Origin of the sequence: Flavobacterium sp. (genome assembly GCF_044371705.1) — a bacterium.
Classification (GTDB): domain Bacteria; phylum Bacteroidota; class Bacteroidia; order Flavobacteriales; family Flavobacteriaceae; genus Flavobacterium.
In genome coordinates, this window is sequence record NZ_JBILTE010000074.1 from 1 (window position 1) to 12,478 (window position 12,478).

11 protein-coding genes and 3 tRNA genes are annotated in these 12,478 nt (G+C 34.1%); 7 read left to right on the forward strand and 7 right to left on the reverse strand.

All coding sequences use genetic code 11. The features are described from left to right. The 5 genes from ACIQ2S_RS06765 to ACIQ2S_RS06785 all read left to right on the forward strand — a co-directional run. Positions 1-453 (forward strand): DUF4159 domain-containing protein (locus ACIQ2S_RS06765; RefSeq protein ID WP_396174257.1); only part of this gene is annotated, 453 nt, incomplete at its 5' end. A 152-nt stretch (positions 454-605) separates the two neighbouring features. Beyond that, complete coding sequence (locus tag ACIQ2S_RS06770) at positions 606-1,559, forward strand: zinc metalloprotease (RefSeq protein WP_396174259.1); 954 nt, start codon at positions 606-608, stop codon at positions 1,557-1,559. 74 nt (positions 1,560-1,633) lie between these two features. Further along, positions 1,634-2,725: an AI-2E family transporter gene (locus tag ACIQ2S_RS06775; RefSeq protein ID WP_396174261.1), complete on the forward strand. Its 1,092-nt coding sequence runs from the start codon at positions 1,634-1,636 to the stop codon at positions 2,723-2,725. Between the two features lie 16 nt (positions 2,726-2,741). Beyond that, the gene (locus ACIQ2S_RS06780; RefSeq protein WP_396174263.1) at positions 2,742-3,920 is read left to right on the forward strand and encodes a class I SAM-dependent methyltransferase; all 1,179 of its coding nucleotides are present in this window, start codon (positions 2,742-2,744) and stop codon (positions 3,918-3,920) included. 8 nt (positions 3,921-3,928) lie between these two features. Next, positions 3,929-4,501 (forward strand): hypothetical protein, encoded by a 573-nt coding sequence (locus ACIQ2S_RS06785; RefSeq protein WP_396174265.1) that lies wholly within the window; start codon positions 3,929-3,931, stop codon positions 4,499-4,501. Here the strand turns inward: ACIQ2S_RS06785 and ACIQ2S_RS06790 are convergent. The 5 genes from ACIQ2S_RS06790 to ACIQ2S_RS06810 form a co-directional block, all read right to left on the reverse strand. Next, entirely contained in the window at positions 4,498-5,139 is a 642-nt protein-coding gene (locus tag ACIQ2S_RS06790) for a M15 family metallopeptidase (RefSeq protein WP_396174267.1), read from the reverse strand. The two genes, ACIQ2S_RS06785 and ACIQ2S_RS06790, sit on opposite strands and share 4 nt — an antisense overlap. Before the next feature lie 14 nt (positions 5,140-5,153). After that, positions 5,154-5,642 carry a hypothetical protein gene (locus tag ACIQ2S_RS06795; RefSeq protein ID WP_396174269.1) on the reverse strand — a complete coding sequence of 163 codons (489 nt, stop codon included), beginning with the start codon at positions 5,640-5,642 and terminating at the stop codon, positions 5,154-5,156. Positions 5,643-5,820: 178 nt separating this feature from the next. Next, positions 5,821-5,894 (reverse strand) — tRNA-Arg (locus ACIQ2S_RS06800). 2 nt (positions 5,895-5,896) lie between these two features. Further along, a tRNA-Pro gene (locus ACIQ2S_RS06805) sits at positions 5,897-5,974 on the reverse strand. A 7-nt stretch (positions 5,975-5,981) separates the two neighbouring features. Then, positions 5,982-6,065, reverse strand: a tRNA-Ser gene (locus ACIQ2S_RS06810). A 293-nt stretch (positions 6,066-6,358) separates the two neighbouring features. Between ACIQ2S_RS06810 and ACIQ2S_RS06815 the strand changes: the two genes are divergently transcribed. Continuing rightward, the gene (locus ACIQ2S_RS06815; protein WP_396174271.1) at positions 6,359-7,537 is read left to right on the forward strand and encodes an acetyl-CoA C-acyltransferase; all 1,179 of its coding nucleotides are present in this window, start codon (positions 6,359-6,361) and stop codon (positions 7,535-7,537) included. Positions 7,538-7,552: 15 nt separating this feature from the next. Then, entirely contained in the window at positions 7,553-8,314 is a 762-nt protein-coding gene (locus ACIQ2S_RS06820) for an NlpC/P60 family protein (RefSeq protein ID WP_396174273.1), read from the forward strand. 41 nt (positions 8,315-8,355) lie between these two features. Here ACIQ2S_RS06820 and ACIQ2S_RS06825 read toward each other — a convergent pair whose 3' ends face one another. Continuing rightward, positions 8,356-9,627: a tetratricopeptide repeat protein gene (locus ACIQ2S_RS06825; RefSeq protein ID WP_396174275.1), complete on the reverse strand. Its 1,272-nt coding sequence runs from the start codon at positions 9,625-9,627 to the stop codon at positions 8,356-8,358. Between the two features lie 23 nt (positions 9,628-9,650). Continuing rightward, the gene (gene gyrA, locus ACIQ2S_RS06830; protein ID WP_396174277.1) at positions 9,651-12,188 is read right to left on the reverse strand and encodes a DNA gyrase subunit A; all 2,538 of its coding nucleotides are present in this window, start codon (positions 12,186-12,188) and stop codon (positions 9,651-9,653) included. Positions 12,189-12,478 lie beyond the last annotated feature (290 nt).

Sequence of the window (12,478 nt, forward strand, 5' to 3'; positions counted from 1 at the left end):
GCAAGTCCGGATATTTTTGAGTTCACTTATATTCACAGGACCGGCCATGGAAATGTTGTTTTTAATGAACAAGAAACTAAAAATCTAAGGGATTATTTAACTTCTGGTGGTTTTTTACATATTGACGATAATTATGGGATGGATCAATACATTCGAAAAGAAATAAAAAAATTATTTCCTGATAATAATTTAGTCGAGATTCCTGCTTCTCATAAAATATTTCAAGTACCCTACTCTTTCCCTAATGGTATTCCTAAAATTCATGAACATGAAAACCAAAAACCACAAGCTTTTGGAATTTTTATCGAAAATCGATTGGTACTTCTTTACACCTTTGAAACAGATTTAGGCGATGGCTGGGAAGATAAAGAAGTTCATAATAACCCGGAAGAAGTTCGCCTAAAGGCTTTAAAAATGGGAGCGAATATTATTCATTATATTTTTAATAATTAGTACTTATTGCCGACAATTTCAAAAATTACAACTATTTCTTAATATTTTGTTAATAAGTTTTTTGATTCTATCGACAAACAGCAAAGAAAATACAATAAAATTGTATTGTTGTTAACCAACTAATCATTAAACCTATATAATCACACAATTTTATGAAAAAACTTGTAATTTTTGCATCTGCTTTACTTTTTGTAGTAGGGTGTTCGAAAGAAGAAAGCAAATTAGAAACTGAATTAGAGGGAGTCCATTTTGCAGCTCGTAGAGGTTGTGGCTCCATGCATGTATTGGATGAACAGTTAAAGGCGGATCCCGGCTTAGCAACCAGAATGAGCAATATTGAAAAATTTACTGAGGCTGAAATTGAACAAGGCCGGTTGGTAAATGGTATTATTGAAATTCCAGTTGTTGTTAATGTGCTTTACAGAACTGCCGCTGAAAATATTTCATTGGCACAAATCCAATCGCAAATTGATATTTTGAACCAGGATTTTAATGCTGAAAACACCGATTTTAATTCGGTTCCTTCGCCTTTTTCATTAGTTAAGGCGGATGTTGGAATTGTTTTTGTTTTAGATCAGGTTCGCAGAAAATCAACCACAAAAACATCATGGGGAACACGTGACGCCATGAAAAAATCCCAAGGACTTTTACCAATCTCACCAACAACAAAACTTAATCTTTGGGTCTGCACAATTGGTGGTGGTATTTTGGGTTATGCACAGTTTCCTGGCGGAAGTTCAACAACAGACGGTGTAGTTATTGATTCCAGATATGTTGGAAATACAGGCACTGCAACTGCTCCATTTAACAAAGGTAGAACAGCCACTCATGAAGTTGGACATTGGATGAATTTGCGTCATATATGGGGTGATGCCACTTGTGGTAGTGATTTAGTAGCAGATACTCCTACGCATAATACAGCAAATTACGGATGCCCTTCTATTCCACATTTTTCAACTTGTAGCGGTAATCCTCAAGAAATGACTATGAATTATATGGATTATACAGATGATGCATGTATGTATATGTTTTCAAATGGTCAAAAAAGCAGAATGTTAGCTGTTTTTGCATCGGGAGGACCGCGTTTCTCTTTTGCACAACCGTAAAAAGTTACACTAATATTTATCTATAAACTCGTCTCTACTGACGAGTTTTTTTTATTTTTACAAAAAAAAGAAACATGATTACATCAAAAATAATTGCCAATGGAATAGTTAGAGCCGTCGCCATAATTACTCTTTTAGGTTTGGGGCTATTCTTCTTATATTTGATAAGTGATGTAATTATTTACATCTTAGTTGCTTTAGTACTAACTTTGATTCTAAAACCCATTGTTAAATTTTTTGAGATACGACTAAAATTTAGGCCAATTCTGGCAATAGTTACAACGTTCGTTCTTATGATTTCTATGATTCTTTTGTTCTTTTTACTGTTTGTGCCATTAATTCACTCACAATCAAAAAGCCTCTCTCTTCTCGACATTCAGCAAATTGAATTAAAAATTGAATTACTGGTTGCTAATTTTAAAGATCTATTAGAAAAAAATGGCGTGCCTCTAGGTCAATTTGTAAATAATTTTGAAGCTCCTTCATTGGTTAACTTTAGTTTTGTTTCATCTTTTTTCAATAATATACTATCCTTCATAAGCAATTTAAGTATCGGTATTGCTTCGGTTATATTTATGTCCTTTTTCTTTTTAAAAGATACTAAGCGATTTACGCTTGCAATAAAGTTATTAATACCTGATAAATACGAGGCAGAAATTTTAAACTCAATCTCAAAAACAAACACGCTTCTTTCGCGATATTTTATTGGCTTGTTGCTTCAACTTTTTTTGATATTTATTCTTTATTTAATTGTATTGTTTATTTTTCAAGTGCCCAATCCCATCATCATTGCCTTATTATGTGCAATTTTAAATATTATACCCTACATCGGTCCGTTAATTAGTACAGTCCTTGCTGCTATTTTAACGATGATTGCTCATATTGGAGAAGATTTTCAAACAGATATTTTACCTACGACCATTTATGTGCTGATAGGTTTCTTTATTGTACAATTTATCGACAACAATATTAATCAACCATTAATATTCTCAAAAAGCACTAATTCACACCCTATAGAAATATTTTTAGTTATTCTTATAGCAGGGTTTATCTCCGGCATTTTAGGAATGGTAATAGCCGTTCCTATTTATACCATCTTGAAAGTAATCGCAAAGGAATTTTTATCGAAAAGGAGATTTTTCCGATTTTTGACCTATAAAATGTAATACCAACCAGTACTAAATGAATTTAACACACTTGTTGGATCTTCAAATTCAAAAATTTATAGATGATAACCTAGAGTCGGACCTTTCTGCATTAGCTTTTAAAAAAAATCCCTTCCCTGAGCTAGACTGGAAAATTTTACTCAATCAAATAGAGACCAAAGCAAAAGCAAAGGATAAATTACCAACATGGTTTGCGAATAAAGCAATTATTTATCCTGAAAAAATTTCATTTGAACAAACTTCTTCTGAAATAACCGCAAATTACAAAAGTAAACTCGTTGCAGGAAATATATTATTAGACGCAAGTGGCGGTTTTGGAGTGGATGATTATTATTTCTCTAAAACGATACAACAAGTCTATCATTGCGAAATGAATCAGGAATTGTCTGAAATTGTTTCGCATAACTTCCATTCATTAAACGTTGCAAATTGCAGTTGTATCGTTGGTAACAGCACTGAAATACTGGAAAAATTAAATCAAAAACTAGATTGGATTTACGTAGATCCTTCCCGAAGAAATCAAACCAAAGGAAAGGTATTTATGTTGAAAGATTGTAGTCCGAATGTGCCCGCATTATTAGACTTTTATTTGAAACACACAAATAATATTTTAATTAAAACCGCACCAATTTTAGATATTTCGGCAGGATTAAAAGAATTAAAATACGTAAAAGAAATCCACGTTGTCGCAGTAAACAATGAAGTAAAAGAACTGCTTTGGATTTTGAAAAAAGACTTTTTAAATCAGCCACTTATCAAAGCGGTGAATCTGACTGAAAACAAAGTTGATTTATTTACTTTCAATTATGATGCAGCGAATAATTCGGTTTTTGGCTTACCTGAAAAATATTTGTATGAACCGAATGCGGCAATTATGAAGTCCGGAGGTTTTAGTGAAGTAAGCAATCAATTTCAATTAAAAAAATTTCACCAACATTCACATTTATATACGTCGAACGAATTAATTTCATTTCCCGGAAGAGTTTTTGAAATTCTAGAAATTATAAACTATTCAAAAATAGAGATGAAATCAAAACTTGAAAATCAAAAGTCGAATATCACACTTCGAAATTTTCCGGATACCGTAGAAAATATTCGGAAAAAGTGGCAAATAAAAGACGGAGGAACATTGTATAGTTTTTTCACAACCGATCTTCAAAACAATAAAATTGTATTACTTTGCAAAAAAAATTAAAGTCTAACATGAAAATTATATTTTTCTTCCTGCTTCTTGTTACTACCACTCAAGTAACAGCTCAAAAAAACTGTGATTATTCTGTAAACGTCAAAGATAGCATTGGAACTATTAAATCTACTAAACAATATTTGGTGTACGAACGTATTTTTGGGAGCACTTCCAATTCAATCTATCTAAACCTAACAAGCTCAGATGAAACGCCCTATTTGACTGTCCTGTTTATTAATAAAAGTCCGGACTTTATTAAGGCAAATTGCTTTGATGCAAAATCTAAACTTTATTTTCAATTGGAAAATGGTAAAATCATTACTTTATTACATGAAAATGCGGAGAAATGCGGTAATTATGTAAAAAGTGAAGTTGATCAAAAAAATGTTCGAGTTCTGGAAGGAAATTTTTTCTTTATGAAAGACACAATGGAGGAACTTAAAAAAAGTCCGGTTAGCGTACTCAGAATTAAACTAGGCACCGATACAATTGATTATGTCTTTAAAGAAGAACTTGTTTCAGAGATGGATAATAAGATGACTAGGCCTAACGGCTATTTTATAGATTATTTGCATTGTATCCAAAATTAATTGCATTCCCACTTAAAATTGGAAACTTTATCGGTTGCATCGGTTTTTAAATTATAATGCCACCATTCCGATCGAAAAGATAAAAAAAGACAGCTTTCCATGACAGATTTTAATAAAGTTCGATTAGTTCTAACAAGAGCTGAAGTGCCGGTATAATCATGTGCTGATTCAATTCCGAAATGATCAAATGAGGTACCCATATCCAATTCTTTTCCATTAACATCAACCAAAGTTAAATCTACCGCTCCCCCTCTATTGTGAATAGAACCTTTGGACGGATCGGCAACGTAAATAGGATTAGGAACCAATTTCCACATTATTTTTTGAACATCTAATGGGCGGTAACAATCAAAAATTTTAATTCTATAACCTAATTTCAAAAATTTTTCATTGGCTTCGATGAGGCTTTTAACGGTTTTGTATCTTAAAAAACATTCGGCACAATCGTATACTTTTGCTTTTAAAAAATTATCATCCGTGGCATATTTCATGTCAAAAATAATAGAATCGGAGTAAGTCTTTAAATTGACAAAAGTAGAATCAGCGGGTGTTTCAACAACAGTAGATTTTTTGTCTTGGGCAACGCAAGTGGCACTTATAAAAAGTAAAATCTGAATAAAACCAATTCTTAAAGTCATTTCATGTGATTTAATTAATCAGCAAACTGCAACCAATATTCATGAATTAATTCTTGATGCTGTTGGTAAAATAAAGTCGCTTTTTCTCTCGAACGAAAAGAAAGAAATTGTGGTAAAATAGCAATTCCGATGTATGGCTTTATTATTCCTTCACTAATCTGCGGGAAAATTGCATAATTTTCCAATTGATTGCTCCAACCACTGTGAAACGACTGTAATAGCTGACTCAATTGTGCTTTTGCTACGGCAGATTTTGCTAAATTTTGATTTACGAAAACGTTTTTATTTTCTTCACTCGTAGGCCTGTTCTCGTGCGATTCAATTTTTGAAAAACTATCAACATAGTACCCTGTAACCTCGTCTAAATCCATCCAGCTTTCCGGCATTTTAGGATTTTCAGCAAGGTATTTTTTTAATGCAACTATTTCTTCAAGGTATTTCTTTTGTTGAAGTTCAAGTGCATTCAAGCGGTTAATAATATTCAATTTTTCTTCAGTCGTCATAGTATCGCTATTCCGTTTCTAAAATTGATTGTAGTATTTGGGGCTACTAATCGTAATGTTATAGCAGGGAAAGGTATAATTTTATTCTACAAAATAATAATTATTGATGTAAAAAGTTAAAAAAGTCGATAAAATGTAGTTGAAACAAAAAACCACCTGAAAATCAGATGGTTTAAAGTGACCCAGTCAGGATTCGAACCTGAGACCTACTGCTTAGAAGGCAGTTGCTCTATCCAGCTGAGCTACTGGGCCATTGGTCGGGGTGGCAGGATTCGAACCTGCGGCCTCCTGCTCCCAAAGCAGGCGCGATAACCGGGCTACGCTACACCCCGAAAAAAGCGGAGAGACAGGGACTCGAACCCTGGCGACAGTTACCCGTCGACAGATTAGCAATCTGCTCCGTTACCACTCCGGCACCTCTCCTAAATTCTGCAAAGAACTTAACTTTTTTGCGGTTGCAAATGTAACTTTTCATTCGATACTTTACAAGTTATTGAACTCTTTTTTTTACTATTTTATTTCTATTTCTTCAAAGGTCTTAAATTCCAAGCGAATAGCTTTTTAAGTAAGCGAACTTTCATCTGTAAATACCTGTCTAAAATACTATTGAATCTTATTTAAAGAATCTGTTCAGAATTTATAAATTTTATAATTATTGTTTAAAAAATAGACTTAAAATCGTTAATTTCGCAACATAAACAAACAAGTATACAGTCATGAATAAAAACGTAGTTATTGTTTCCGCTGCACGTACTCCTATTGGAAGTTTTATGGGAGGACTATCCTCAGTTACCGCACCGCAGTTAGGTGCAATTGCAATTAAAGGTGCTTTAGAAAAAATAAATTTAGAACCAAAACTTGTTGATGAAGTTTTTATGGGAAATGTTGTGCAAGCAGGAGTTGGGCAAGCTCCCGCAAGGCAAGCTGCAATTTTAGCCGGTTTATCAAACACAGTGCCTTGCACCACAGTGAATAAGGTGTGTGCATCCGGTATGAAATCTGTGATGTTTGCAGCACAAGCAATTATTTCTGGAGATGCTGAAGTTGTTGTAGCAGGTGGTATGGAAAATATGAGTTTGATTCCACATTATGTACATTTAAGAAATGGAGTAAAATTTGGTCCAACTTCATTGGTAGACGGCATGCAAAAAGACGGATTATCAGATGCCTATGACAATAATGCCATGGGTGTTTGTGCCGATTTATGTGCTTCAGAATATAAAATATCGCGAGAAACACAAGATGCTTTTGCTATCCAATCCTATGAGCGTTCAGCTAAAGCTTGGTCTGATGGAAAATTTGATTCAGAAGTAGTTGCTGTGTCTGTTCCTCAAAGAAGAGGAGAGCCTGTAATCGTTTCAAAAGATGAAGAATACTCAAATGTAAAATTAGATAAGATTCCTAGTTTAAACCCTGCTTTTACAAAAGACGGAACAGTTACAGCTGCTAATGCATCAACAATAAATGACGGTGCTGCCGCCTTAGTAATTATGAGTGAAGAAAAAGCACTAGCGCTAGGATTAAAACCTTTAGCCTACATCAGAGGCTATGCGGATGCCGCCCAAGAACCAAAGTGGTTTACCACAGCTCCGGCAAAAGCCCTACCTAAAGCCCTAGAAAAAGCCGGAATAGCAATAAAAGATGTTGATTACTTTGAATTCAACGAAGCTTTTGCGGTTGTGGGCCTAGCAAATGCAGAAATTTTAGGCCTAACGGAAGACAAAATTAATGTGAATGGAGGTGCAATTTCACTTGGACATCCGTTAGGTTGTTCGGGTGCAAGAATTATTGTAACTCTAATCAATGTTTTAAATCAAAATAATGCACAAATTGGAGCTGCAGCTATTTGTAATGGCGGCGGAGGTGCTTCTGCAATTGTTATTGAAAAATATTAATTCTGATTTTTTTGGATGTACGGAATTTGTAATCTAGCAATAATCCCTTTAAGAGCCGAACCAAATGACCGAAGTGAAATGGTTTCACAGGTGTTGTTTGGCGAACATTTTGAAGTGCTCGAAACTCAGAAAAATTGGTCAAAAATCAAATTGTTTTTTGATAATTATGAAGGTTGGATTGATTCTAAACAAATTCAAATAATCAAGGAAAACGAATACAACGAACTTTCAAATAGTGATTTAATCTACAACGCTGATTTGATTGAATATGTTTCAAATCCATTAAACATGTTGATTCCAATACCACTTGGGTCATCATTATCCTTTTTGAATTTTGAAGCCATTAACCAGCAAAATTTTGAATTTGAAGGTCTAAAAGTAACCGGAATCAAACCCAAAGAAAATCTCTTAAAGACTGCATTTATGTATCTAAATGCTCCTTATTTATGGGGTGGGGTTACTCCATTTGGCATTGATTGTTCGGGTTTTACACAAATGGTCTATAAATTAAATGGTTATAAGTTAAAAAGAGATGCCTCACAACAAGCAACTCAAGGTGAAGCGTTGAGTTTTATTGAGGAAAGCGAAGCGGGAGATTTAGCATTTTTTGACAATGAAGAAGGCAAAATAATTCATGTGGGTATAATCATGAGCGATAATTATATTATACATGCCAGTGGTAAAGTTAGAATAGACCGTATAGACCATTTAGGAATCTACAATGTTGACACGGAAAGACACACGCACAAACTCAGAGTCATTAAAAAAATAGTATGAAAAAATCCCGAAACAATCGGGATTTTTAACTTATAAATTTTTTACATTTTTGCTTTCAAAGCTTTATACTTATCAGTCATATCAAGCATACTGTAAATGTTTAATAAAGTCTTTTTCGCTTCTTCATTTGTATCATTTAGTTCCACTGCTTTTTCTAAATAAGGCATTGCTTCTTTAAACAATTTTTCTCGTTCGCCTTTAAGTACATTATAGCGGGCATTATCTTTTGCATTATTCCCCAAACTATTCATTTCCTCGACAATTTTTGCATCGGCATCTATTTTCAAGATTGCAATATTGTAATAGGCATCACCATACTTAGGATTTAATTCAATTGCCTTCAAATAATAAGCTTCAGCTTGTTTATAATCATTGGTCTTAATTGCTGCTACGCCTAAATTATAAAACAATTCCGGATTAGTTGGATTCTTTGCAGCTGCCTCTTCAATAATCTTTTTATACGTTACAAAATCACCTTGATTGTAATACAAATTTGCTTCAGAAATAATTAAAGAAACGTCGTCTGGATTAGCTTTACGAGCCTCCGCAAAAGCATTTTTAGCTTCATCTACCTTTCCTTGTTCCATTAAAATCAGTGCAATATTTGCATATATTTCTCCTCTCTTCGAAGGTATTTTTTCATCACGAGGATTAGTATGCGTTTTAAATTTAATAGCGTTATCTCTAGCGGTTTTATTATCACCAAAACTCTCTTCGCGATCATTCAAAACACTTTTTGCATAATAATTATTGCCTTCGCCAGAATAGTCAATTCTTTTGAGCTCTCCATAGTACTCCAAGGCTTTATCATAATCTTTCCCACTTACAGCAAAAGAAGCTGCGTAATAAAGATTTAAAGGCTTCGTTTTATCTAACTCGTAAACACTATGCAATTTATTTGCACCATCAGCAAATTTACCTTTGTTTTGGTCTTCAATAGCTGAATTCACCAACTTAGTAGACAAATCCGTTATAGATGATTGTGCCAAAAGGGTATATTTATTTTTACCCGAAGTTTTTTCAATAGTCTTCATTTGTTGATAAGCAGTCGAAGCAGCCGTCAGATTTTTTGAAACATCAATATTCTTGTTAGCCATATCCAAACACGCATTTCCTTTTAAGAAATAAAAATGGGCTTTTTCTGCGTCAGTAGCATTTGCCATAACTCCCTCGGCATTTGCAATTGCAGTATTAATTTCACTTGGATTTGGGTTTTTCATAGCTTTTTCCAAAGCCTTAATTTGATCTTTTTGGGCATAAGTACTTAATGCCATCATAAAAGCGATTCCTGATATTACAGTTTTGCCTTTCATTGTAATTAAATTTAAGTTATTATTTATTCTTGGGTTTCTTCATTTTCTTCTGTTGTGTCTTCATCTGATTCTGACTCAAGCACTTCTTTTGTTACATCTTCAAATTCAACTTCTTCCACTTCTTCTTCTTTCATTACTTTGGTAACAGCCGCAATAGAATCATTACCTTTGATATTAATCAATCGGACTCCTTGTGTCGCACGTCCCATCACTCGTAAATCTGAAACTTCCATTCGGATCGTTAAACCTGATTTATTAATAATCATCAAATCATCCGCGTCCGTTACATTATTAATAGAGACCAATCTGCCCGTTTTATCAGTGATGTTAAGTGTTTTAACACCTTTTCCACCTCTGTTGGTAATTCTGTAATCATCTAATGAAGAACGCTTGCCATAACCATTTTCCGAAACAACTAAAATCTCACTGCTCATGTCATTTACAGAAACCATGCCAATCACTTCATCTTTATCATCTGCCAAAGTAATTCCGCGAACACCGGAAGCATTTCTTCCCATCGGACGGGTTTTGCCTTCTTCAAAACGAACCAACTTACCTGATTTAACAGCTACTAAAATCTGACTGTTTCCATTAGTTAATTTTGCTTCTAATAATTCGTCATCCTCACGAATAGTTATTGCGGCGATACCATTTTGTCTCGGGCGAGAATATTGTTCTAACAAAGTTTTTTTAACAATCCCTTGTTTGGTAGCCATAATAACATAATGACTATTGATGTATTCTTCATTTTTTAAATCTTGTGTGCATATGAATGCTTTCACCTTATCATCGTTTTCAATATTGATAAGGTTTTGAATGGCACGTCCTTTCGATGTTTTACTTCCCTCCGGGATTTCATACACACGCATCCAAAAACATTTTCCTTTTTGAGTAAAGAATAACATGTACTGGTGATTGGTTGCTACAAACAAATGCTCTAAGAAATCTTGATCTCTTGTTCCGGCACTTTTCTGACCTACTCCACCTCTATTCTGTGTTTTATATTCCGATAGATTTGTACGTTTAATGTAACCTGCATGAGAAATAGTAATCACCACATTTTCATCGGCAATTAAATCTTCAATACTTACATCACCACCTGAATATTCAATAACTGAACGACGCTCGTCACCATATTTATCTTTAATTTCATTCAATTCATCTTTGATTACTTGCATTCTCAAATCTTTGTTTGCTAACAATTCTCTCAAATACGTAATCAATTTCATGATTTCTTCATATTCTGCACGAAGTTTGTCTTGTTCAAGACCAGTAAGTTGCCGCAAACGCATTTCAACAATCGCACGAGCTTGAATTTCTGACAATGAAAAACGTTCGATTAACTTCGTTCTTGCTTCATCGCCGTCTTTCGAACTTCTAATCAATGCAATTACTTCATCAATATTATCGGACGCAATGATTAAACCTTCTAAAATATGAGCTCTTTCTTCTGCCTTACGTAAATCAAATTTTGCTCTACGAACCACTACATCATGACGGTGTTCTACAAAATAATGAATCAATTCTTTTAGATTCAACATTTGCGGACGGCCGTTTACCAAGGCAATATTGTTCACACTAAAAGACGATTGTAACTGCGTAAATTTATATAAGGTATTTAAAACCACGTTAGGTACAGCGTCACGTTTTAACTCGTAAACGATTCGCATTCCATTTCGATCGGATTCGTCACGAATATTTGAAATTCCTTCTATTTTCTTATCGTTTACCAAATCAGCTGTCTTTTTAATCATGTCAGCTTTATTCACTTGGTAGGGAATCTCTGTTACAATAATGGCTTCTTTTCCATTACTTTCTTCAAAACTTGTTTTGGCACGCATGACAATACGGCCACGTCCGGTTTTGAAAGCTTCACGAACACCTTCGTAACCATAAATAATACCTCCGGTTGGGAAATCGGGAGCTTTAATATGGTTCATTAATTCATCTATCTCAATTTCATTGTTGTCGATATAAGCCAATGTTCCGTCAATAACTTCCGTTAAATTATGCGGAGGCATATTAGTAGCCATACCAACTGCAATACCGGAAGCTCCGTTAATCAGAAGATTCGGAACTTTTGTTGGCATTACCTTCGGTTCATACAACGTATCGTCAAAATTCAACTGAAAATCAACGGTTTCTTTTTCAATATCTGCCATGATTTCCTCAGAAATCTTTTGCATTCTTGCTTCTGTATAACGCATTGCTGCCGGACTGTCACCGTCAACCGAACCGAAGTTCCCTTGGCCGTCTACCAACAAATAACGTAAACTCCACTCTTGTGCCATACGAACCATCGCATCATAAACAGATGTATCTCCGTGTGGGTGGTATTTACCCAAAACCTCTCCGACAATTCTAGCTGATTTTTTATGGGCCGATCTTGAATTAACTCCCAAATCATACATCCCGTATAAAACTCTTCTGTGTACAGGCTTCAAACCATCTCTAACATCAGGAAGTGCTCTGGATACAATTACCGACATCGAATAGTCGATGTAAGCTGACTTCATTTCGTCTTCAATGTTAATAGGAATTAACTTTTCTCCTTCAGACATAAGTATTTATATTTTAAAATTATAATTTCACAAAACGTGCTAATATATGGATTTTTGCCGCTTTTTAAAGCAAAAAACACAACTTATTTTAAAGATTTATTAACAAAAACAAGTCGGTATTTGGTTGATAAGTAACCTATCTAAGCACTTTTTTAATTCAGTTTTTTTTTGTCAATTTACTGACAGTAGTATAGCAAAGGAATGATTTTTGCATTCCACCCATATATTTACTAAATTTACCTTTAAAAAATATAGCTATGGATGATAATTTTTCACCAAGAGTTAAAGAT

Excerpts from the sequence above, each read along its gene's own strand:
- ACIQ2S_RS06770 (WP_396174259.1), top strand. The coding sequence starts at position 606 with ATGAAAAAACTTGTAATTTTTGCATCTGCTTTACTTTTTGTAGTAGGG.
- ACIQ2S_RS06775 (WP_396174261.1), top strand. The coding sequence starts at position 1,634 with ATGATTACATCAAAAATAATTGCCAATGGAATAGTTAGAGCCGTCGCC.
- ACIQ2S_RS06780 (WP_396174263.1), top strand. The coding sequence starts at position 2,742 with ATGAATTTAACACACTTGTTGGATCTTCAAATTCAAAAATTTATAGAT.
- ACIQ2S_RS06785 (WP_396174265.1), top strand. The coding sequence starts at position 3,929 with ATGAAAATTATATTTTTCTTCCTGCTTCTTGTTACTACCACTCAAGTA.
- ACIQ2S_RS06790 (WP_396174267.1), bottom strand. The coding sequence starts at position 5,139 with ATGACTTTAAGAATTGGTTTTATTCAGATTTTACTTTTTATAAGTGCC.
- ACIQ2S_RS06795 (WP_396174269.1), bottom strand. The coding sequence starts at position 5,642 with ATGACGACTGAAGAAAAATTGAATATTATTAACCGCTTGAATGCACTT.
- ACIQ2S_RS06815 (WP_396174271.1), top strand. The coding sequence starts at position 6,359 with ATGAATAAAAACGTAGTTATTGTTTCCGCTGCACGTACTCCTATTGGA.
- ACIQ2S_RS06820 (WP_396174273.1), top strand. The coding sequence starts at position 7,553 with ATGTACGGAATTTGTAATCTAGCAATAATCCCTTTAAGAGCCGAACCA.
- ACIQ2S_RS06825 (WP_396174275.1), bottom strand. The coding sequence starts at position 9,627 with ATGAAAGGCAAAACTGTAATATCAGGAATCGCTTTTATGATGGCATTA.
- gyrA (WP_396174277.1), bottom strand. The coding sequence starts at position 12,188 with ATGTCTGAAGGAGAAAAGTTAATTCCTATTAACATTGAAGACGAAATG.